At 63.6% G+C, this 22914-nt stretch carries 16 protein-coding genes; 10 read left to right on the top strand and 6 right to left on the bottom strand.

Features of this window, described 5'->3' with window-relative positions:
* Nucleotides 1–28: 28 nt before the first annotated feature.
* The 5 genes from ACF8GF_RS03905 (at nt 29) to ACF8GF_RS03885 (ending at nt 6227) form a co-directional block, all read left to right on the top strand.
* Nucleotides 29–265 carry a hypothetical protein gene (locus ACF8GF_RS03905; RefSeq protein ID WP_029380666.1) on the top strand — a complete coding sequence of 79 codons (237 nt, stop codon included), beginning with the start codon at nt 29–31 and terminating at the stop codon, nt 263–265.
* 343 nt (nt 266–608) lie between these two features.
* The gene (locus ACF8GF_RS03900) at nt 609–2519 is read left to right on the top strand and encodes a sigma-54-dependent Fis family transcriptional regulator (protein WP_176683372.1); all 1911 of its coding nucleotides are present in this window, start codon (nt 609–611) and stop codon (nt 2517–2519) included.
* Between the two features lies 1 nt (nt 2520).
* Nucleotides 2521–4254 carry an ABC transporter ATP-binding protein gene (locus tag ACF8GF_RS03895; RefSeq protein WP_392487698.1) on the top strand — a complete coding sequence of 578 codons (1734 nt, stop codon included), beginning with the start codon at nt 2521–2523 and terminating at the stop codon, nt 4252–4254.
* Nucleotides 4244–4921, top strand: coding sequence for a peptidase S8 and S53 subtilisin kexin sedolisin (locus ACF8GF_RS03890; RefSeq protein ID WP_392487697.1), 678 nt, complete (start codon nt 4244–4246; stop codon nt 4919–4921). The genes ACF8GF_RS03895 and ACF8GF_RS03890 overlap by 11 nt, the downstream gene beginning before the upstream one ends.
* Nucleotides 4914–6227 carry an NAD(P)/FAD-dependent oxidoreductase gene (locus ACF8GF_RS03885; protein WP_176683375.1) on the top strand — a complete coding sequence of 438 codons (1314 nt, stop codon included), beginning with the start codon at nt 4914–4916 and terminating at the stop codon, nt 6225–6227. The genes ACF8GF_RS03890 and ACF8GF_RS03885 overlap by 8 nt, the downstream gene beginning before the upstream one ends.
* A gap of 57 nt (nt 6228–6284) precedes the next feature.
* On the opposite strand, the gene ACF8GF_RS03880 is transcribed toward ACF8GF_RS03885, so the two are convergent.
* The 3 genes from ACF8GF_RS03880 to ACF8GF_RS03870 form a co-directional block, all read right to left on the bottom strand.
* Complete coding sequence (locus tag ACF8GF_RS03880; RefSeq protein WP_256122340.1) at nt 6285–7241, bottom strand: RHS repeat-associated core domain-containing protein; 957 nt, start codon at nt 7239–7241, stop codon at nt 6285–6287.
* 388 nt (nt 7242–7629) lie between these two features.
* Complete coding sequence (locus ACF8GF_RS03875) at nt 7630–8943, bottom strand: hypothetical protein (RefSeq protein ID WP_176683377.1); 1314 nt, start codon at nt 8941–8943, stop codon at nt 7630–7632.
* 138 nt (nt 8944–9081) lie between these two features.
* Nucleotides 9082–10575: an aldehyde dehydrogenase gene (locus ACF8GF_RS03870; protein WP_176683378.1), complete on the bottom strand. Its 1494-nt coding sequence runs from the start codon at nt 10573–10575 to the stop codon at nt 9082–9084.
* A 403-nt stretch (nt 10576–10978) separates the two neighbouring features.
* On the opposite strand from ACF8GF_RS03870, the gene peaA reads away from it, so the two are divergent.
* From peaA to ACF8GF_RS03845, 5 genes are all read left to right on the top strand, one after another.
* A complete protein-coding gene (peaA, locus tag ACF8GF_RS03865; protein WP_392487696.1) occupies nt 10979–12544 on the top strand; it encodes a quinohemoprotein amine dehydrogenase subunit alpha in 1566 nt (521 codons plus the stop codon).
* Between the two features lie 48 nt (nt 12545–12592).
* Entirely contained in the window at nt 12593–14023 is a 1431-nt protein-coding gene (gene peaB / locus ACF8GF_RS03860) for a quinohemoprotein amine dehydrogenase maturation protein (protein ID WP_064492342.1), read from the top strand.
* A 1-nt stretch (nt 14024) separates the two neighbouring features.
* Nucleotides 14025–14348, top strand: coding sequence for a quinohemoprotein amine dehydrogenase subunit gamma (gene qhpC, locus ACF8GF_RS03855; RefSeq protein ID WP_014590799.1), 324 nt, complete (start codon nt 14025–14027; stop codon nt 14346–14348).
* 31 nt (nt 14349–14379) lie between these two features.
* The gene (gene peaD / locus ACF8GF_RS03850) at nt 14380–15501 is read left to right on the top strand and encodes a quinohemoprotein amine dehydrogenase subunit beta (protein ID WP_392462103.1); all 1122 of its coding nucleotides are present in this window, start codon (nt 14380–14382) and stop codon (nt 15499–15501) included.
* A gap of 140 nt (nt 15502–15641) precedes the next feature.
* Entirely contained in the window at nt 15642–17315 is a 1674-nt protein-coding gene (locus ACF8GF_RS03845) for a fatty acid CoA ligase family protein (protein ID WP_392487695.1), read from the top strand.
* Nucleotides 17316–17830: 515 nt separating this feature from the next.
* Here the strand turns inward: ACF8GF_RS03845 and mobA are convergent.
* From mobA to ACF8GF_RS03830, 3 genes are all read right to left on the bottom strand, one after another.
* On the bottom strand, nt 17831–18406 hold the full coding sequence (mobA, locus tag ACF8GF_RS03840) for a molybdenum cofactor guanylyltransferase MobA (protein WP_392487694.1): 576 nt from the start codon (nt 18404–18406) through the stop codon (nt 17831–17833).
* A 61-nt stretch (nt 18407–18467) separates the two neighbouring features.
* Nucleotides 18468–21596, bottom strand: a complete 3129-nt coding sequence (locus ACF8GF_RS03835; RefSeq protein WP_392487693.1) for a multidrug efflux RND transporter permease subunit — start codon at nt 21594–21596, stop codon at nt 18468–18470.
* An 11-nt stretch (nt 21597–21607) separates the two neighbouring features.
* On the bottom strand, nt 21608–22783 hold the full coding sequence (locus ACF8GF_RS03830) for an efflux RND transporter periplasmic adaptor subunit (RefSeq protein ID WP_392487692.1): 1176 nt from the start codon (nt 22781–22783) through the stop codon (nt 21608–21610).
* Between the last annotated feature and the right edge of the window lie 131 nt (nt 22784–22914).

Raw genomic sequence — 22914 nt, 5'->3', positions numbered from 1 at the left:
CTCCACCTGCGAATGCAGCCATCCACCGTTGTTCGCCGTTCGTTCCGGCGTGGATTACGAAGATGCGCTGGTGCACCTGTCCACGCTGCTGAAAGGGGCGTTTGCGACCAACCTCAAGGCGCTGGAACTGGCCAAGGGCACCTGCCGTGATCTGCTGTTGAGCAATGACCATGGGTTGGATTCGGCCAAGGCGGTGGTGGAGGCGTTGCTGGATGGGGTTGAGAGGCAGCAGCTGGCTGGGCGGAAGGCGGCGTCGAGTGCCTGACGGGGCTTGGGTATTGGTGATAGCGATCGATATCCCTGATTGACCTCGAGGGCCTCTTCGCGGGCTCGCCCGCTCCCACAGGTACAGCGCAGTCCTCAGGCTTGGTGCGAACCCTGTGGGAGCGGGCAAGCCCGCGAAGCAGGCGACGCGGTGGATCGCACCGGCAACGCCGGTGATCGCCGGCAAGCCAGCTTCCACAGGGATTGCGCCAGCTTCAAGTAACCTGGCCAGCTACACCCCAATCCATCCACTACCAGATGACGCCCAGCCATTTCTCCCGCACACTGCGGAAAATTCCCAAGCCCGTACCCCGTCACATTGCGGGGCACAGCCGGAGTAGAAAATGGCGCGACAACTAATAACAAACGCCCACGACCCGCTGCACGAATCCCGCGAGGCCCGCCTGAAGCTGGCCAGCGAAGGCGAACTACCGCTAGGGATGCTGCGCGACGAGATCGACGCCTCCTGGCGCCGCAGCCTGGGCCACGGCCTGGACTGTCTGCAGGGCGAACAGGTCGGCCTGGGCCTGGAACAGGGCCATGACCTGCGCCTGCTGCTGGAGCGCAACCGCCTGCTGATCGATGCCGTCGCCCCCGAACTCGACTACCTGGTCGCGCGCCAGGGCAAGGCTGGCATCGTCATCCTCGGCGATGCCCAGGCCAACGTGCTGGCCATCGAAGGCCAGAAGCACGTGCTGCAACGCGAAGGCCTGCGCGATCTGCACCCGGGCAGTTGCTGGAGCGAATCGCTGCGCGGCACCAATGCCATCGGCACGGCCGTGGTCGAAGGCCGGCCGACGCTGATCAACTGCGGTGAACACTACCTTGACCGCCTCAGCCCGTTCTCCTGCACATCCGTCCCGCTGCGCGACCCGCGCGGCGAGGTGATCGGCGTGCTCGACATCACCCGCGAAGGGGTGATGGCGCAACCGCAGGACAGCCTGTCGACCCTGATGCTGGCGGCCGGCAACATTGAAAGCCGCCTGTTTGGCCTGTGCCATCCGGAGCACCTGGTGCTGGCCTTCCACAGCCGCCCGCAGTACCTCAACAGTGCCTGGCACGGCCTGTTGGCCCTGAGCCTGGACGGCGAAGTGCTGGCTGCCAACGACAGTGCCTGCCAGCTGTTGCAGGTGCCGCGTCACGAACTGATTGGGCGGCGCAGCACCGACCTGCTGGGCGAACGTTCCCCGGCCTTTATCGCTCGCCTGTGGCAGGGCGGGGTCAGCAGCGTGCAGACGGCCAAGGGCGAGTTCTATTTCCGAGCCCTACAGCTGCCGCGCCATGGCCGGGTAACCCCCAGCACACCATCCAGCAAGCCGGCCTTGAGCAAACAGTCGCCTGCACTCGATGCTCTGGCCGGTGGTGATCAACGCCTGGCGCGCAACCTGCGCATGGCTCGCCAGGGGCTGGGCAACGGTTTGCCAGTGCTGCTGCTGGGCGAAACCGGTACCGGCAAGGAAGTGGTCGCTCGGGCCTTGCACCAGGCCAGCCCGCGTGCCGACAAACCGTTCGTGGCGGTCAACTGCGCGGCCATTCCCGAAGGGCTGATCGAGTCCGAGCTGTTCGGCTACCGTGAGGGCGCCTTCACCGGTTCGCGGCGCGGTGGCATGGTCGGGCGGCTGATGCAGGCCCATGGTGGCACGCTGTTCCTCGACGAAATCGGCGACATGCCGCTCGCCCTGCAAGCACGCCTGCTGCGGGTACTGCAGGAGCGCCGCGTAGCACCCTTGGGGGCGGGTGACGAGCAGGACATCGACGTGGCGCTGATCTGCGCCACCCACCGCGACCTCAAGCGCCTGGTCCAGGAACAACACTTCCGTGAAGACCTGTTCTACCGGGTCAACGGCGTGTCGCTGCGCCTGCCGGCCCTGCGTGAACGTGAGGACCTGGCGGCGATCATCCAGGGCCTGCTGGACAAGGCCGATGCGCGTGGTGTAACCCTCGACCCGGCGTTGACCGCGTTGCTCGAAGGCTTCGACTGGCCTGGCAACATCCGTCAGCTGGAAATGGTGGTGCGCACCGCGCTGGCCATGCGCGAGGATGGCGAGCAGGTGCTGACCCTCGATCACCTTACCGACTGCCTGCTGGACGAACTGGCCAGCAGCACAGCGCCCTCCGGCAGCCTCAAGGACAGTGAACTGGAACAGATTCGCGGTGCCCTGGCGCGCCACCAGGGCAACGTCTCGGCCGCCGCCGCGGCACTGGGTATCAGCCGGGCGACGCTGTACCGCAAGCTCAAGCAGTTGCGCGGCTGACGTGGGCGGCCTGTTCGCAAGGCTGGTGGATTCCAGCGACCCTGTACTCATGCGCCAGGCGTTGGCCTGGCTGTATGGTTTCGTGCGCCCCCATCGGCGTGCCATCGGCCTGTTGCTCAGCTTGTCGCTGGGTGCATCGCTGCTGGCGCTGGCGCAGCCCTGGCTGGTCAAGACCCTGATCGATGAAGGGCTGCTGGCCAAGGATTACCAGACGCTTTGGCACATGGCGGCAATCATGATCGGCGCGGGCCTGCTGGGCACGGTGCTGGCCGGCGTCAACCGCTACCTGCATACGCGCTTGTCGGGGCGCATCCTGTTCGCCTTGCGCGACGATCTTTACCGCCATCTGCAGCAGTTGTCGCCGACCTTTTACGGGCGGCGGCGTATCGGCGACATTCTTTCGCGGCTGGATGGCGATGTGGCAGAGATCCAGCGCTTTGCCGTGGACTCGCTGTTCTCGGCGGTGTCGGCGGTGATCGGCCTGGTGGGCGCGGTGACGTTGATGCTGATGCTGTCGTGGCAGTTGTCGCTGTTGCTGGCGCTGCTGGTGCCGATCGAAGTGCTGTGGCTGCGCTGGATGCGGCGCAAGGTGGAGCGCGAAGTGCGCAACTTGCGTGAGCGCTCGGCGGATGTGTCGTCTTTCCTGGTCGAGACCCTGCCGGCGATGAAGTTCATTCAGGCGGCCGGCCAGCAAGGCCGGGAAGCAGGGCGCCTGGACCAGCTTGGGCAAGGTTACATGCGCCAGTTGCTGAAGGTGCAGGTGACCGAATTCTTCACCCAGGCCATCCCCGGCACGCTCACCTCGTGGTGCCGCGCCTGTGCGTTCCTGGTCGGTGGCTGGTGGGTGATCCAGGGCACCTGGCAACTGGGCGCGTTGATCGCTTTTTCTACTTACATGGGCATGGCGGTTGGGCCGGTCCAGAGCCTGTTGGGCTTGTACGTGGCGGTGCAGCGCATGGCTGTCAGCCTGGGAAGGGTGATGGAACTGAAGCAGGAAGCGGTAGCGGTGCATCAGACCGCCAACCCGCAGCCCATCCCCGATGGCCCCGGCGAGTTGCGCCTGGAGGCGCTGAGCTTTGCCCATGAGGGGCGTCAGGGGGCGGTACTGGACAACGTGCGGGTGAGCATCCCGGGTGGCCTGAAAGTCGCCATCAGCGGTGCCTCCGGGGTGGGCAAGTCAACCCTGATCGACCTGCTGCAGCGCTTTTACGACCCGGACGCCGGGCGCATCCTGCTGGACGGCGTCGATCTGCGCGACCTTGATCTGGCTGCGCTGCGCAGGCGAATCGCCGTGGTCAGCCAGGACATCGTGCTGTTCCGTGGCACCCTGGCGCAGAACCTGGCTTATGGCGTGCCCGAGGCCAGCCGTGATGAACTGGAACGGGTGGTGCGCCTGGCGCGGCTGGACAGCCTGGTCGACAGCCTGCCGTTGGGCCTGGATGGCTTGCTGGGCGAGCGCGGCCAGCAGTTGTCCGGGGGGCAGAAACAACGCATCGCCATTGCTCGTGCAGTGTTGCAGGCCCCGGCGATCCTGGTGCTGGACGAGGCCACTTCGGCGGTGGATGAGGCCACCGAACGTGAAGTGATCGCGGCCATCGACCAGCTGTTCGCTGACCGCACGCGCATCCTGATCAGCCACCGGGCTTCGACCCTGGCCGATGCCGACCTGCACCTGCAACTGCATGACGGCCAGTTGCAGGTACTGGCGCAGGAGGTGATCAATCATGGGCACTGACGTGCGCGTTGGCATCATCGACAGCGGCTGCTCGCCGGAGCAGGCCAACGGCTTGCTGGATGCCCGCCGTTTCTGGCTGGAAGACGGCCAGTTGCGCGAAGGTGAAATGCTCCCCGACCCGCTTGGGCACGGCAGTGCGGTGCTCGCCAGCTTGCAACACGAGGCCGGTCCGGTGTCGGTGCTGGTGGCCCAGGTGTTCAGTGCCCAGGCCAGCACCAGTGCGTTGCAGGTGGCTGCTGCATTGCTGTGGCTGGTGGAATCGGGGGCCACGCTGATCAACCTCAGCCTGGGCTTGCAGCAGGACCGGCCCGTGCTGCACCAGGCTTGTGCCGAGGCGCTGGCAGCTGGTGTGCTGTTGTGTGCATCCAGCCCGGCGCAGGGTGGGCCGGTGTACCCGGCCAGCTACCCTGGGGTATTTCGATTGACCGGTGATGCGCGTTGTGCGCCCGGCCAGTGGTCCTGGCTTGGCACCCGGCAGGCGGACTTTGGCGGTTATGTGGGGGCGGGCGGCCGAGCGGGTGCGAGCTTGGGCTGTGCAGCTTTGAGCGGAAGGATTGCGGCTTTGCTGCGTGACGAGCCGGGTAGGGATCGCCAGCAGGTCCATGACTGGTTGCGCGATCACGCGGCGTTCATCGGCCCAGAGCGTCGGGGGCCCAGCCATGGTTGAGCCGCGCATTGTGGTGCTGGGTGCCGGCCCTGCGGGTGCCGCCACGGCCATTGGCTTGCGGCGGCTGGGTTACACCGTGACGGTGGTGTCGGAGTGGCGCCGTTTCGCGGCCGTAGAAGGCGTTTCGCAGCGGGTGCTGGAGGGCTTGCGTCATGCAGGCCTGGGCGGGGCCTTGAGCCAGGCGGCCATGCCGGCCACCCGCCAGGTGCACTGGAATGGCCAGCATCTGCAGATGAACCAGGAGTTTTTGCTCGACCGGCAACGTTTTGACCAAGCGCTGCGCGAAGACCTTCAGCGCGCAGGCGTGAGTGTGGTCGAGGGGCGGGTGCGTGAGGTCGTGCAGGGGGGCGGTCATCATGTGCGCCTGGACGATGGGCAGGTGCTGAGCGCTGATTTCCTGGTCGAGGCCCGAGGCCGCCAGGCACCCCTGGCCGCAGACCGCCTGCGTGGGCCGGAAACGGTTAGCCTGCTCAATGTCTGGCAAGGTAGCCCGGGTGCGCCTGCGTCGGCGGTGGAAAGCCTGGAGGATGGCTGGGCGTGGATGGCACGGCTGGAAGATGGCCGCTGTTACTGGCAAGTCACCCAGGACGCTGCCGGGCTGCCGGGGAAAGCTGGGTTGGCAGCGTACTGCGTGGCGTTGCGGGGCCGCAGCGCGTTGGTAGCCGAGCTGTTCGACGATCAGGCATTGATACCGGCACAGGTGCATGCACGTAGCAGTACCGCCATTCTGGCGGGTGAATGTGTCGGGCAGGACTGGATCCGGGTGGGGGATGCCGCCATGGCCGTTGACCCGCTGTCGGGCAACGGGATTTTTCAGTCGCTCTCTTCGGCATTGCAGGCGCCGGTGGTGATCAATACGTTGCTGCGCAGGCCTGAGCGGGCCGAATTGGCGCGGCAGTTTCACCAGCAGCGGGTCGAGCAGCTGTTCTCGCGTTTTGCCCGCATTGGCCGGGACTTCTATGCCCAGGAACAAAGCCGGGTGGGGCAACCGTTCTGGGCCCGGCGCCAGGGTTGGCCGGATGCGCAACCCCTGCATGAGGCGCCTGATTGGCGAGCGGTGCGGGTTGAGCGGCGGCCTGTACTGCGTGATGGGCTGGTGGATGCGGCCGAGGTGGTGGTGACAGCGGATCAGCCGTTGGGGGTGTGGCATTTGCAGGGGGTGGAACTGGCGCCTGTGGTGCGACAAATACGCAGTGGGCGGCCTGTTGAGGCGGTGTTGTCGGGGCTTGCGGGTGAACAGCAGAGGAGGGTGCGGCGGTGGCTAAGGGAGCAGGGGTTGGCTTGGTTTGAGATCACGAAGCGGTAAATCAGCTCTACTGGACACCGCACTTGAGGTCTGGGTCATGGGGTGGCACGTTCACTCTTACGGCCGTCTGATGTTATTGCTTAATGAGTAATTATCCCTGGGGTGAAGAGCTAAGGCCTCTATATTGCCTGGAGAAATTGTCACCGGATGGTAGAGAAATTTCTTATGGTTTTCTGAGCCTGGCTTGAAAGTGTTGGACTCGACAATTTCGATTGCATAGCGGTCAGGGGTATACACCTCACGGACGTGTACGGGGCCCTGATATCCCGTCACAGATGATTGAGTCTTGTTCATGAGTTGTTCCATCATCGAAAGTCCACCGCCATGAGGACGGGTTGCAGAGTAACAGGAGATTAGATGGATGGGTTGTTGGGAAGCATCGATGCCCAGCTCATCGTTGAGGGCCGCTAGCATCTTGGTACCCGATATCATGTTACCCCGACTTATCTGAATTTTTCCTGGTGCTCCATGCCCGTAGATGTTCAAGACGAGCCCGGTGGGACTTGACAAGTCCGAGGTCCAGAAAACTGCAAGATCATCCAACCTCGCAGCCCAGCCTTTATAGCTAAAGGCTATTTTTCCGATACCGATGGGTTGATGCCCAGAAGGGTCTCGTAAGTTTATGGGGTCGCCCAACACGTAGGTATAGGCATTAATTCCACCCCGATCGAATGGAGCATCATGATCGGGACTTTGGAATCGCATAATAACCGGATTGTATAGCCTGTAGCCGTTGCCCAGAAGATAATTTCCCGTGAGTGTATCGCGGTATTCTCCTTTGAATCCGAAATAGATGGGGTTTTTCAGTCCGTCATGGCCATAAGGGGAATAGGCGATAGCTCTGCGTTCATGTTCAAAAACGGAGTTGGCCACGTCTGTTGGCATTAACGAGGTACGCGGCAGCAAAGCTGATTGCTGCAGTGCGAGCAGTTGCTCGCCCTGGCGAAAAGCTGTACGGGCAGTGGTTTTCTCGATGCAGCTATGTTGATGTGCGCCTTGATAAAAAAATCTCATGTCAATCTCCGGTTCTCTCAGAAAATCATCCATGGGAGATGAATGATGTGCAGCTTGAGAGACAAGAAGCTACTGGCAAAATTGACAGGGTCTATGGAGGCATTGCCTGCTGAAGCTCAGAGCTCACTCGTTCGTGGCTCGATCAATAAATTCCCCCCGGTTGATTATCGGGTGTTAAATTGCTGCCTACATTGCCCGAAGATATTAAAGTCTGGGCGCGACAAGGCGGACCACAAGCGCATTACCCAATATATGGGGGGCTTCCTCGCGGTGTGCCGGTCAGGTACTGCAAGATGAAAAGTATGAGAAAAAATCGGCGAGCCATTACGCTTGAGCGCCTGCTTTGGCAGATGTGCTGATGGGCCGCAAAGCGGCCCGGGATTTCTAATCAGAAAAAGGTCCCGACAATCAACTGCAGGTAAGTCCCGGTATCCCGCCCGCCCAACTGCGTACCGCCATTGGCCGCACTGCGCTCCGGCTTGTAGAACCCCACCACCGGGCTGATCAGCAGGTGGTCGTTGACCATCCATTCCACATACAGGTCCAGCTCGCGTCCGCCAAGGTTGCCCTGGTCGGTCTCCAGCGTGTCGAAGTCGAAATACAGTGCGCCGACGGTCAGGTTGTCCCGTGGCTTGCCCTTCAGCGCTACATGGTGCACCTGGCTGTTCTTGTTGAACGGCCCGGCATAGTTGGCTGCCACTTCACCCTGGAACCAGGTGCCGTAGCCCCGGCTCAGGCCATAGAACAGCGGGTCGAAGCCTTCGGAGAAGCGGCTGTAGCGGTAGGTGGCCGTAGGTGACCAGGGCAATTGGGAGAAGGTCCAGTTGCCCTCCAGGTACCAGGCATTCTCGCGCCCGCCGGTCTTGTCCTGGGTCACGTACTCGGCGGCCAGCTCCAGGTCTTTGACGCCCAGGTTGCCGCGCCCGCGCAGGCTGGCGGTGTCCATGCCGTCGCGGTGTTCAAGGCCCATGATCTGTGCGTAGCGCTGGTCCACGTCGAGGCCGCGGATCCAGCTCAGGCCGACGGTGCCGGTATCGGCGACGTGCTCCAGGTTGGCTACCGCCAGGGAAGTGTCGGCTTGGTAATGGTTGTCGGACTTCAACCACATCAGGTCACCGCGCCAGCCCTGGTTACCGCCCAGGCGCAGCACGGCGGTGCGGTCGAAGGCCTTGCGCGCGGCCAGGTAGTAGGCACCGCCGCGATCGAAGTTGGCCCCCAGGTCGACCTTGCCCAGGTTGACCGGGTCACCCTGGATCAGGAAACCATCACCCAGGGTGACGACCTGGCGGCCACCGGAAATGTCGACGCCATCTTCGCCCAGCGCCGGAAACAGGTTGGCCGAGCGCCAGCCCAAATACAGGTCTTCGGTGGCGGTGCGGCGTTCGTCGCCCAAGGTCAGGCCGGCGGCGTCGCCATCGCCCCAGGTGGCGGAACTGAGCAGGCTGAAGGCGCCGTAGAGGGTGCCGCTATCGGCCAGGGTCTGGCTGCCGCTGAGGCCGTATTTTACGTAGCCTTCCTGCCAGGCGGTGCTGCCGGGTTGGCGGTTGCCGGCCTGGTTGAAGCTTTCGTCGCTGTGGAAGACACCGAACAGGGCTTCGAGGTTGGCGTTGAGGCTGGTGCCATCGTGGTTGTACAGCTCGTAGGCTTGGGTGGCGGGGGCGGTTAACAGCAGGGCCAATGTGCAGGCGAGTGTGTGCCTCATGGGTTTGCTCCATGGTTTTTATTGTTGTTTTTCTGTTGCCTGTGCCGGCCTCTTCGCGGGTAAACCCGCTCCTACAGGGCATGTGATACCTGGTGTAGGAGCGGGTTTACCCGCGAAGAAGCCGGTACAGGAAAAAGATCAGAGCTTGATCAACACCGATTTCAGCTCCGTGTAATGCTCGATGGCCGCTGAACCCATCTCACGACCAACGCCAGACATCTTGTAGCCACCAAACGGCAGCGCCGGGTCGAGCGCGCTGTGGCAGTTGACCCACACCGAGCCAGACTTGATGCGCGGGATCATGCGGTGCACGGCGGCCAGGTCGTTGGACCAGATGCTTGCACCCAGGCCATAGGGGTTGTCGTTGGCCATGCCGATCACTTCGTCGATGTCATCGAATGGCATCGCCACCAGCACCGGCCCGAAGATTTCTTCCTGTACCAGGCGGTGACGCTGGTCCACATCGACAATCACCGTCGGCTTGACGAAGTAACCAGGCCCGAAACCTTCACCCCCGCAGGCGATGGTGGCGCCCAGTTCGCGGCCAAGCTCGATGTAACCAGTGACGCGGTCCTGCTGCTTGGCTGAAATCAACGGGCCCATCTGCACCGACGGGTCCAGCCCGTTGCCCAGCTTCATGGCATTGGCGATCCCGGCGATGTCGGCCACCACGTTGTCGAAGTGCTTGCGGTGCACATACAGTCGCGAGCCTGCGCAGCACACCTGGCCCTGGTTGAAGAAGATCGCCGTGGCCGCACCGGCTGCGGCTTCCTGCAGGTTGGCGTCGGGCATGACGATGGTCGGCGACTTGCCGCCCAGCTCCAGGGTGACGCGGGTCATGTTGTCCATGGCCGCCTTGCCGATCAGCTTGCCGACCTCGGTGGAGCCGGTGAAGGTCAGCTTGTCTACGCCGGGGTGGCGGCTGAGCGCGGCGCCGGCGTTCAGGCCGGTACCGGTAACCACGTTGAACACACCGGCCGGGTAGCCGGCCTCGTCGACCAGCTCGGCCAGCTTGAGCACGCTCAGTGGGGTTTCATCGGCAGGCTTGAGCACCACGGTGCAGCCGGTGGCCAGTGCCGGGCCGAGCTTCCAGCAGGCCAGCAGCAGTGGGAAGTTCCAGGCAACGATGGCGCCAACCACGCCCACTGCCTCGCGGCGCACGAAGCCGTGGAACTGGTCGTTGGGCATCAACGGCATGGACGCTTCGACGGTGCTACCCTCGATCTTGGTGGCCCAGCCCGCCATATAGCGCAGGAAGTCGATGGCCAGTTGCACGTCCATCACCTGGGCCACGGCGGCGCTCTTGCCATTGTTCAGGCATTCCAGTTCGGCCAGCTGACGCGCATCGCGCTCCATCAGGTCGGCCAGGCGCCACAGCAGGTTCTGCCGCTCGCGTGGGCGCATGCGGCTCCAGGGCGAGTCGTCGAAGGCCTGGCGCGCAGCGCGCACGGCGCGGTCGACATCTTCGGCCTCGGCGGCCGGCACTTCACCCAGCACTTCGCCGGTGGCCGGATTGCGGAACGACAGGGTGCGACCGCTGGCGGCGTCCTGCCAGTCGGCACCGATGCGCATCTTCAGCTTGCGTTCGAGAAAGGCGCGGGTGGTGGGCAGGATGGGCAGTTCGGAAAGCATGGGGCTGTGCCTCTTGTCATTGGATGTGACGGGCACTGGCGCAATGGCCGTGCCAACCTGGGCTGATGGCCGCAAAGCGTTGTGGGCGTTGGGTTTTGCCTGAGCGCAAGGTTGCGATTGCCGGGTTGCGCTGTTGCACATTGAGACGGTGTGAGACGGTGGTGAAACAGTGGCTGTTCGGCCTCTTCGCGGGCCCTGTCTCAACATGAAACACCCTGTCGCGAAATGGCACGCTGCAAATGGCCATCCCGGCTCCTGGCCAAGCCCCGAAAACCGCTTAAAAGGTTGAAAGGAAACGCTTTTACCCTAACTGGCACAGTTCCTGTATCACAACCGTCACATGCACACCTGCTGTACCAAAGCGTGCGAAAACGATAAGAACAACAACCGTGGAGGTCTGACCTTGAAGACGACTCGACTCCGGCGGCATGCGGGCAAACTGGCGCTGGTCGCCGCCGCGCTGCTGAGCACCCAGGCCATGGCGGCCGAGCAGGGCCCGAGCCTGTTGCAGAACAAGTGCATGGGGTGCCATATCCCCGAAGGCAACGACACCTATAGCCGCATCAGCCACCAGCGCAAGACGCCGGAAGGCTGGCTGATGAGCATCGCCCGCATGCAGGTGATGCATGGCCTTCAGATCAGCGACGACGACCGTCGCACGCTGGTCAAATACCTGGCCGACAAACAGGGCCTGGCGCCCAGCGAAACCGATGGCGTGCGTTACGCCATGGAGCGCCGGCTCAATACCGTCGAGCACTTCGACACCCAGCTCAGTGAGACCTGTGGCCGTTGCCACTCGGGTGCCCGTGTCGCCTTGCAACGGCGCCCGGCCAAGGAGTGGGAACACCTGGTCAACTTCCACCTTGGCCAGTGGCCGTCCCTTGAATACCAGGCCCAGGCGCGTGACCGCGACTGGCTGCCGATCGCCCTGCAGCAAGTGGTGCCGGACCTTGCCAAGCGTTACCCGATGGACAGCGCGGCCTGGGCCGAATGGCAGAAGGCCAAGCCCAAGGCGGACGTACTGCCGGGGCAGTGGGCATTCAGCGGCCATATGCTGGCCAAGGGCGATGTACGTGGGGTGATGAGCGTCACGGCCGGAGAGGGCGACACCTTCAAGGTCGAGGTCAAGGGTGCTTACGCCGACGGTACACCGTTCAACGGCAGCGGCTCGGCCATCCTGTACAACGGTTATGAATGGCGGGGCAATGTGAAGGTTGGCGATGCCAACCTGCGCCAGGTGTTCGCCGCGCTGGATGGCGAAATGAAAGGCCGCATGTTCGAAGCCGATCACGATGAGCGCGGCCTGGACTTCAGCGCCGTAAAAGAAGGCAAGGCGCAGTTGCTGGCGGTACAACCGGCGTTCATCAAAGCCGGAGGCGAAAGCGAAATCACCCTGGTTGGCAGCGGCCTGACTGGCAAGCCGGACCTGGGCGCCGGGGTGGAAGTGACCGAAGTGCTGGAGCAGACCCCGACCCTGGTAAGGATCAAGGCCCGCGCCGCATCCGATGCCAGGCCAGGCCTGCGCGAGGTGGCGGTAGGTGCGCTCAAGGGCGTGAACCTGGCGGTTTACGACAAGGTCGACGAAGTGAAGGTCGTGCCGGCGTTTTCCATCGCGCGCATTGGCGAGAACGGCGCCTCCGTGCCGAAAGTGCAGGGGCGTTTCGAGGCCGAAGCCTGGGGCAAGGATGCCGATGGCCAGCCGCTGCGTATCGGCTACCTGCCGGCCAGCTGGAGGGTCGAGCCGTTCAACGAGCGTGCTGTCGAGGATGAAGACGTCAAGTTCGCCGGGCAGATGCAGGCCGATGGCGTGTTCGTGCCAGGCGGTGCCGGGCCCAACCCGGAGCGCAAGATGATGACCAACAACGCCGGTAACCTCAAGGTCATCGCCACGCTGGCCGACGGTGGCCAGACCGGCGAAGGGCACATGATCGTCACCGTACAGCGCTGGAACAACCCGCCGCTGCCGTAACGGCAGGCTGCAACGGTTTTCCAACGGATCGATTATCGGGAGGTCGCCATGGGCGTACTACTGAACCTGGTCGAACGCAACCTGCACGAAGTACAGGTTGATGCCGACCGCATGCTGTTTCATATCCCCAGCAGTTCGCTGTTCACCGCTGATGCGGTGACCGGCGGCATCATCGACACCTTGCGCCAGCAAGGCTGCTCGGCCGAGGAGCTGATGCAGCGCCTTGGCCAGCAGTTTGCCGGCGAGGATATCCAGGACACCCTGCGCGAGCTGATCGCGCTGGAGCTGGTCAGCGACGGCTCGCCGCTGACCCCGGAAATCGCCCTCAGGCAGGTCGAGCGCACCGCGCTCAACACCGTGGTGCTCAACGTCAACACCGGCTGCAACCTCAGCTGCACCTATTGCTACAAGGAAGACCTGGACAAGCCTTCCGCCGGCAAGAAAATGAGTACCGCCACCGCCGAAGCCTCGGTGGAGATGCTGCTCAAGGAGTCACCCAACGAGCAGCGCTACAGCGTGGTGTTCTTCGGTGGCGAACCGCTGTCCAACCGGCCGTTGATCGAGCACATGGTGGCTTACTGCGAGCGGCGGTTCGCCGAGGCGGGCAAGCAGGTGGAGTTCATCATGACCACCAACGCTACCTTGCTGACCGAAGAAATCATCGATTGGCTCAACGCCCACCGCTTTGGCCTGTCGATCAGCATCGATGGCCCCAAGACCGTGCACGACCGAAACCGTATCACCGTGGGCGGGCAGGGCACCTATGATGTGGTGCGGCGCAAGGCCGACCTGCTGCTGTCCCGCTACACCAGCCGGCCGGTGGGGGCGCGGGTCACGCTGACCCGTGGCATTACCGACGTTGAAACCATCTGGAACCACCTGTTCAACGAAATGGGTTTTGCCGAGGTTGGCTTTGCCCCGGTTACCTCTGGCGACATGGCCGACTTCAACCTCACTGGCGAAGAGCTGGTGCAGGTCTTCGCCAACATGAAGGCACTCGGCCGGCGCTACCTGGAGGCGGCACTGGAGCACCGCAACATCGGCTTCTCCAACCTGCACCAGTTGATCACCGACATCCACGAAGGCCACAAGAAGGCCCTGCCGTGTGGCGCCGGGTTGAAGATGCTGGCGGTGGACCATGAAGGTGAGCTGAACCTGTGCCACCGCTTCACCGGCTCCAGCCTGCCCACCTTCGGTAACGTGCACCAGGGCGTGAAGCAGGCGCAGCTCAACGACTTTCTGTCGCAGCGCCTGGACCGCAGCAACACCGGCTGTGAAAGCTGCCGCATTCGCAACCTGTGCTCCGGCGGCTGCTATCACGAAAGCTATGCGCGCTACGGCGACCCGCAGCACCCGACTTATCACTACTGCGAACTGATGCGCGACTGGGTGGACTTCGGCATTGAAGTTTACAGCCGCATCATGGCCGCCAACCCGGCCTTCATCGATCGCTACATCACCCCGCGGAAGGCGCACTGACATGAAGCACTTGAAGCCCCTGAACAACAAGGCGCGCATCCTGGAGCAGGCCGCCGCCGAAGACCGTGTCGAAGAAGTGATGGCAATGAGCGCGGTGGCAGGCTGTACGGCCACTACCGACCCGGGCTGGGAGGTGGACGCCTTTGGCGGCGTGAGCTCGCTGTGCCAGCCGATGGAAGCCGACCTCTATGGTTGTTCGGACCCTTGCTGGTGGCCGGCCCAGGTGCCGGACATGATGAGCACCTACCAGGACTGGAACGCCCAGGCGACCAACTCGGCAGAGGACTGGCGCAACCTCGGCACCGTGTTCCCGAAAGACAAGTGACGGCCCAACAAGAATGACAAGGGGAAACCGCATGAAAGCTGGACGCTGCGCGCCATTGGCGCTCACCATCGCCGCCATGGCTTGCGCCGGGCTGGCACAGGCCGACGACACTGGCCCGGCACTGAAGGCTGGCCACGAATACATGATCGTGACCAACTACCCGAACAACCTGCATGTGGTCGATGTGGCCAGTGACACGGTCTTCAAAAGCTGCCGGATGCCCGACAAGTTTGGCCCGGGCACCGCAATGATGGCGCCGGACAACCGCACCGCCTACGTGCTCAACAACCATTACGGCGACATCTACGGCATTGACCTGGACACCTGCAAGAACACCTTCCACGCCAACCTGTCCAGCGTAGCCGGTGAAGTTGGCCGGTCGATATACTCGTTCGCCATCAGCCCCGATGGCAAAGAGGTGTACGCCACGGTCAACCCGACCCAGATGCTGAACGACCATTACGTGGTCAAACCACCGCGGCTGGAGGTGTTCAGCACCGCTGATGGCCTTCAGGCCAAGCCCGTACGCACCTTCCCGATGCCGCGACAGGTGTATCTGATGCGCGCCTCCGACGATGGCAGCCTGTACGTTGCCGGGCCGGACATTTACAAGATGGACGTGAAGACCGGCAAATACTCGGTGGCCCTGCCGTTGCGCAACTGGAACCGCAAAGGCTACAGCGCCCCGGATGTGCTGTACTTCTGGCCGCACCAGAGCCCGCGCCATGAGTTCACCATGCTGTACACCATTGCCAGGTTCAAGGATGACAAGCAGGACCCGGCCACCGCCGAACCGCTGTATGGCTACCTGAGCATCGACCTGAAGACCGGCAAGACCCACACCCAGGAGTTCGCCGACCTGACCGAGCTGTACTTCACCGGCCTGCGCTCGCCCAAGGACCCGAACCAGATCTACGGCGTGCTCAACCGTCTGGCCAAGTACGACATCAAACAGCGAAAGCTGATCAAGGCGGCTAATCTGGAACACACCTACTACTGCGTGACGTTCGACAAGAAGGGCGACAAGCTTTACCTGGGCGGCACCTTCAATGACCTGGCGGTGTTCAACCCGGATACGCTGGAAAAGGTGAAGAACATCAAGTTGCCGGGTGGTGACATGTCTACCACGACGCCGCAGGTGTTCGTTCGCTGAAACGGTGTGTGCTTCTTCGCGGGTAAACCCGCTCCTGCAAAAACCACCGCAGGCCCCAAATGTGGCGCCGTCCGGTGTAGGAGCGGGTTCACCCGCGAAGAAGCCAGCACAGAAAACACAAGAACAACAAGAGAACGCCCATGCCCCAGCCAAGCTACACCCAGGGCAACCAGGACAAGCCCCTGCTGACCCAATGCATCGGCGACGCGTTCGATGCCACCGTGGCCCGCTTCCCCGACCGTGAGGCGCTGGTGGTTCACCATCAGGCCCTGCGCTACACGTGGCGGCAACTGGCCGACGCCGTCGACCAGCACGCCCGCGCGCTGATGGCCCTGGGCGTGCAGCCCGGTGACCGTCTTGGCATCTGGGCACCCAATTGCGCCGAGTGGTGCATTACCCAGTTCGCCAGCGCCAAGGTTGGCGCGATCCTGGTCAACATCAACCCGGCCTACCGCTCCAGTGAACTGGACTACGCCCTTGGCCAGTCCGGCTGCCGCTGGGTGATTTGTGCCGACGCCTTCAAGACCTCCGATTACCACGCCATGCTGCAGGGCCTGCTCCCGGGCCTGGCCAGCGGCCAACCGGGCGCGCTGATCTGCGAGCGCTTCCCCGAGCTGCGTGGCGTGGTCAGCCTGGCGCTGTCGCCACCGCCAGGGTTTATGGCCTGGCACGCATTGCAGGCCCTTGCCGAGGTCGTCAGCGGCGAGGCCCTGGCCGCACGCCAGGCACAACTGCGTTGCGACGACCCGATCAACATCCAGTACACCTCAGGCACCACCGGTTTCCCCAAGGGAGCCACCCTTAGCCACAGCAATATCCTCAACAACGGGTACATGGTCGGTGAAAGCCTGGGCCTTACCGAGCACGATCGGCTGGTGGTGCCGGTGCCGCTGTACCACTGCTTCGGCATGGTCATGGCCAACCTTGGCTGCATGACCCACGGCAGCGCACTGATTTATCCTAGCGATGCCTTCGACCCGCTGGCCACGCTGCGTGCAGTGGCGCAGGAAAAAGCCACTGCATTGTATGGCGTGCCGACCATGTTCATTGCCGAGCTGGACCATCCGCAGCGTGGTGAATTCGACCTGTCGAGCCTGCGCACCGGGATCATGGCCGGCGCGACCTGCCCGATCGAGGTGATGCGCCGGGTGATTGGCGAGATGCACATGGCCGAAGTGCAGATTGCCTATGGCATGACCGAGACCAGCCCGGTGTCCTTGCAGACCGGTGCCGCTGACGACCTGGAGCGTCGCGTGACCAGCGTCGGTCGCACCCAGCCCTGGCTGGAGAGCAAGGTGGTGGATGCCGAAGGCAACATTGTCCCGCGCGGCGAGATCGGCGAACTGTGCACCCGCGGCTACAGCGTGATGCTGGGTTACTGGAACAACCCCAAAGCCACCGCCGAGAGCATTGACGCAGACGGCTGGATGCACACCGGCGACCTGGCGGTGATGGACGAGCAGGGCTATGTGTGTATTGTCGGGCGCAGCAAGGACATGATCATTCGCGGCGGCGAGAACATTTACCCGCGCGAGCTGGAGGAGTTCTTCTTCACCCACCCGGCGGTGGCCGATGTGCAGGTGATTGGCGTGCCGTGCAGCAAGTACGGAGAAGAGATCGTGGCCTGGGTGCGGCTGTACCCGGGGCATGGTGTCAGTGAAGAAACGTTGCGTGAGTGGGCGAGGGCAAGGATTGCGCACTTCAAGGTGCCCCGGTATTTCCGTTTTGTCGACGCGTTCCCGATGACGGTTACGGGCAAGGTGCAGAAATTCCGGATGCGCGAGATCAGTGCCGAAGAGCTGTCTGCCAGATGACCTTTTACGCGCGCAAGGTGAAAGCAACGACCTTGTGCGCGGTGGCGGACACACATCGGTGGTTGGACACAGGCCGTCGTAGGAGCGGGTTCACCCGCGAAGGGGCCGGCCCTGCTGGCCAGTATCCCTGGCTATTCACCGTTGCAGCGGCCACCGTATTCGCGGGTAAACCCGCTCCTACACCTGATCGGTGGCGGACACACATCGGTGGTTGGACACAGGCCGTCGTAGGAGCGGTTTTACCCGCGAAGGGGCCGGCCCTGCTGGCCAGTATCCCTGGCCATTCACTGTTGCCGCCGCCACCGTATTCGCGGGTAAACCCGCTCCTACACCTGATCGGTGGCGGACACACATCGGTGGTTGGACACAGGCCGTCGTAGGAGCGGGTTTACCCGCGAACACCGGCAGAGCCGGTGCCATCCACCGCGTTGGCTTTTTCACGGGCATGCCCGCTCCCACAAGATCACCACAGTCCTGGCGTGTCGTGGATTACCCGTGGTAGCGGTGTCATACGCTCAGTCCTGCAGCCGTTCCGGGCTGTTGAAGTTGCTTAGCCGGCGATCATCCTCGGTGCACTCCAGCCCTCGCACCGCCTCGCGCAGCAGGGCCTTCTGCAAACTCCGCTCACCCGCTGCCCAGGCCTGCTCCAACACCGGCAACACCCGCTTGGGCAGTACGCTGAACATCGGCTGCCAGAAACCACCCTGACGCACCATTGCCGCGCTGTTACCGGTCACTGCCAGCCGCAGCAGGTCCTCGATCAATTCGCGATCAACCAGGGGCGCATCGCAAGCCAGCAACACCACCCACCCATGACGTGCCACCTTGAGCCCGGCAATCACCCCCGCCAGTGGCCCAGGGAAGTCGGCTTCTGCATCGCCCACCAACCGGTCAGCGTATGCCCGGTAAGCCGCCTGGTTGCGATTGCAGGAAATCACCAGGTCGTCGCTCAATGGCCGCACCACTCGATGAACATGTGCAATCAATGGCTCGCCTTGCCAGTCCACCAGGCCCTTGTCACGGCCGCCCATGCGCTGGCCACGGCCACCGGCGAGAATGAGGATGGAGCAAGGGGGGAGTGCGTCAGGCATGAAAAAGGGTTCCGGGCAGTCACTGCCGGGAACCCTCCCATTTCACGGCGGGCTTGTCCAGTCAGCTTTCGCGGGGCACGGGTTGCCCGTCGCTGTCATGCGCCTGGCGTCGCCCGGACAGGCGCATCACCACCACGAAGAACACCGGCACGAACACCACCGCCAGGGTGGCGCTGAGCATGCCGCCGATCACCCCGGTGCCAATCGCCTGCTGGCTGGCCGAGCTTGCGCCGCTGGCGATGGCCAGGGGCACCACGCCGAGGATGAACGCCAGCGACGTCATCACGATCGGCCGCAGACGCAGGCGGGCCGCTTGCACGGCGGCGTCGGCGGCGTCCACGCCCTGGTCTACCAGATGCTTGGCGAACTCGATGATCAGGATGGCGTTCTTCGCCGACAGGCCGATCAGGGTAATCAGGCCAACCTTGAAGAACACGTCGTTGGGCATGCCGCGCAAGGTCACCGCCAGCACCGCACCGAGCACACCGAGCGGAACCACCAGCAGCACCGCAGTCGGGATCGACCAGCTTTCGTACAGCGCAGCCAGGCACAGGAACACCACCAGCAGCGACAGCGCCATTAGCAGGGGGGCCTGGCTACCGGACAGCCGTTCCTGCAGTGACAGGCCGGTCCATTCCAGGCCGCTACCGGCCGGGAGCTGCGCCACCAGCCGCTCGACTTCGGCCATGGCCTCGCCCGAGCTGTAGCCGGCGGCTGGCTCGCCTGAGATCGATACCGCCGGGTAACCGTTGTAGCGGGTCAGCTGCACCGGGCCGCTGACCCACCGGGCCTGAACGAACGCACCCAGTGGCACCATCTTGCCGCTGTCGTTGCGCACGTGAATGTTCAGCAAGTCCTCGACCTGGCTGCGCTGGTCACCTTCGGCCTGCACCACCACCCGCTGCATACGGCCCTGGTTGGGGAAATCGTTGACGTAGCTGGAGCCCACGGCCACGTCCAGCACCGTGCCGATATCGGCAAACGACACGCCCAGTGCATTAGCCTGACGGCGGTCGATTTCCAGTTGCACCTGCGGGCTTTCCGCCAGCGAGGCTTCGCGCACGTTGGTCAGCACCTTGCTTTTGCTGGCGCTTTCGAGCAACTGGTCACGGGCTGCCATCAGCTCGGCGTGGCCCATGCCGCCACGGTCCTGAAGGCGAAATTCGAAGCCGGTCGACTCACCGAGGCCGTCGATGGGCGGCGGCAGTACCGAGTAGGCTATCGCGTCCTTGAGCTGGGTGAAGGCCATGGTCGCGCGGTCGGCGATCGACTGGGCGCTGTCGTCGGCGCTGCGCTCGGACCAGTCCTTGAGGGTGGTGAAGGCCAGCGCCGCGTTCTGCCCGCTACCGGAGAAGCTGAAGCCGAGGATCAAGGTGGTGTTGCCCACGCCCGGTTCTTCGGTGTTATGCGCCTCGATCTGCGCGGCTACCTGTTCGGTGCGCATGCGGCTGGCGCCCGGCGGCAGTTGAATGTCGGTGATGGTGTAGCCCTGGTCTTCGGTGGGCAGAAACGCCGTAGGCAGCTGGCTGAAACCGTAGCCCAGCACCGCCAGCAGCACCGTGTACACAAACAGGTAGCGGCCGCTGCGCTTGAGCGCCTGCACCACCCAGCGCTGGTAGCCGTCGCTCATGCTTTCGAAGCGGCGATTGAACCAGCCGAAGAAGCCTTTGCGTTCATGGTGCTCGCCCTTGGCCACGGGTTTGAGCAGGGTGGCGCACAATGCCGGGGTCAGGCTGAGGGCGAGAAACGCCGAGAACAGGATCGATACCGCCATCGACAGCGAGAACTGCTGGTAGATCACCCCCACCGAGCCTTGCATGAAGGCCATGGGCAGAAATACCGCCACCAGCACCAGTGTGATGCCGACGATTGCACCGCTGATCTGGCCCATGGCCTTGCGCGTGGCTTGCTTGGGCGGCAAGCCTTCTTCGGCCATGATGCGTTCGACGTTCTCCACCACCACGATGGCATCGTCGACCAGAATGCCGATGGCCAGCACCATGCCGAACAGTGTCAGCACATTGACCGAGAAGCCCAAGGCCAGCATCACGGCGAAGGTGCCCATCAATGCCACCGGCACTACCAGGGTCGGGATCAGCGTGTAGCGCAGGTTCTGCAGGAACAGGAACATCACTGCGAATACCAGCAGCATGGCCTCGAACAGGGTGTTGATGACCTGCTCGATCGACACCTTGACGAACGGCGAGGTGTCGTAGGGGATGTCGTACTTGACGCCTTCCGGGAAGTAGCGCGCCAGGTCCTGCATCTTCGCCCTTACCAGGGTGGCGGTTTCCATGGCGTTGGCGCCGGGCGACAACTGCACGCTGAAGGCGGTGGCCGGTTTGCCGTTCAGGCGCGTGCCGTACTGGTATTCCTGGGCACCGATTTCAACCCGGGCGACATCCCCGATGGTGACCGTTGAGCCGTCCGGGTTGGCACGCAGGACAATCGCAGCAAACTCTTCGGGGCTGCTCAACTGGCCTTTGACCACCACGTTGGCGGTGATTTCCTGGGTGCTGCGGCTGGGCAGGTCGCCGATGCTGCCAGGGGCGACCTGGGCGTTCTGCGCGGCGATGGCTTCGGCCACATCGTTGGGCGTGAGGTTGAAACCGATCAGCTTGCGCGGGTCGATCCAGATGCGCATGGCCCGTTCGGAGCCATACAACTGGGCCTTGCCGACGCCCTTGAGGCGGCGGATTTCGTCCATCACGTTACGTGCAAGGATGTCCGACAGCGCGGTTTCATCGAGCATGCCGTCTTCGGAGGTGAGGGTCGCCAACAGCAGGAAGCCGGTGGACACTTTCTCTACCTGCAGGCCCTGCTGGGTGACTGGGCGTGGCAGGCGCGACTCGACCACTTTCAGGCGGTTCTGCACATCGACCTGAGCCAGGTCCGGGTGGGTGCCCGGAGCGAAGGTGGCAGTGATGGTGGCGCTGCCCAGGCTGCTCTGCGACTCGAAGTACAGCAGGTTGTCGGCGCCGTTGAGCTCCTGCTCGATCAGGCTGACCACGCTTTCGTCCATGGTCGCTGCCGAGGCGCCTGGGTACACGGCGTAGATTTCCACCTGCGGCGGTGCCACGTTGGGGTACTGGGCCACCGGCAGTTGCGGGATGGCCAGCGCGCCGGCCAGCAGGATGAACAGTGCGACCACCCAGGCGAATACCGGGCGATCGATGAAGAATTGCGGCATGAATCAGGCCCTCACTGGCCGGTATGCTGTGCGATGGGGGGGGCAGCGGGTGTATTGTCAACCTGCACCTGGTCACCGGCCTTGACGTGCTGAAGGCCCTCGACCACCACCCGCTCGCCGGCCGCCAGGCCCTCGCTGACGATCCAGCGGTCACCCTGGGCGCTGCCCAGTACAACCTGGCGGTCGCTGATCCGGGCTTGCTGGTCTACCACCAGCACCTTGGGCACACCGGCGCTGTCGCGCAGGATGGCGCGTTGCGGCACGCTCAGGCCCTTGGGTTGGACTGCCTGCTCCAGGCGTACCCGCACGTAGCTGCCTGGCAGCAGGTCGAGGTCCGGGTTGGGGAACTCGCTGCGCAGGGTGATCTGGTTGGTACTGGGGTCGACGCTGATGTCGGAGAACAGCAGCTTGCCCGGCAGCGGGTAGGCGCTGCCGTCATCCTGGATCAGCGTGGCGCGTGCCTGGCCGTCGCCCACCTGCTGCAATTCGCCGGCGCGCAGGGCGCGGCGCAGGGCGTTGAGCTCGCGGGTAGACTGGGTGACATCGGCATGGATCGGGTCCAGTTGCTGGATGGTCGCCAGCGGGGTGGTTTCGTTTTGCCCGACCAGCGCGCCTTCGGTGACCTGGGCGCGGCCGATACGGCCGGAAATCGGCGCGGTCACGGTGGCATAGCCGAGGTTCAGCCGGGCGCGCTCCAGCGCCGCCCTGGCTTCGGCCACTTCGGCATCGGCCTGCAGGAAACTGGCCTTGGCGTTGTCGTACTCCTGGCGGCTGACGGCTTTATCGTCGACCAGCTCGCGGTAGCGCTGCTCTTGCAGGCGCGCCTGGTACCGGGTGGCCTCGGCCTTGGCCAGCGTGGCGCGGGCGCTGTCATGGTCGGCCTTGAACGGCGCCGGGTCGATCAGGAACAGTACATCACCCTGCTTGACGTCGCTGCCTTCGCGGTACACTCGTTTGAGCACCACGCCTGCGACCCGCGCACGCACTTCGGCGGTGCGTGGAGCGAGGATACGGCCGCTGAGTTCACTGCTGATGGCCAGTGGCTGCAGTTGCAGGGTTTCCACGCGCACTTGCGCAGTGGGGGCCTGTTCGTCTGGTTCGGCGCTGTCGCTGCAACCGGCCAGGGACAGGCTCAGGAATGCCATGAGCGCCAACGGGCGCAGGCACGGGGAGAGGGTAGTAGGCATGCGGATCTTCCGATGATGACCCTGTATATGCTAAGGCACACGCTGCCTGGGCGGCTGTTAATACCTGTAGGGCGAGTGTGAAAAAGTGTGAAGAATGATCCTGTCGAGTGGTTGGGTTCTATATTCTGCAT

The organism is Pseudomonas sp. yb_5 (assembly GCF_043103865.1).
Taxonomy (GTDB): domain Bacteria; phylum Pseudomonadota; class Gammaproteobacteria; order Pseudomonadales; family Pseudomonadaceae; genus Aquipseudomonas; species Aquipseudomonas putida_Y.
Note: the sequence above shows the minus strand (reverse complement) of the source record. Positions and strands in the feature narration are given on the sequence as shown.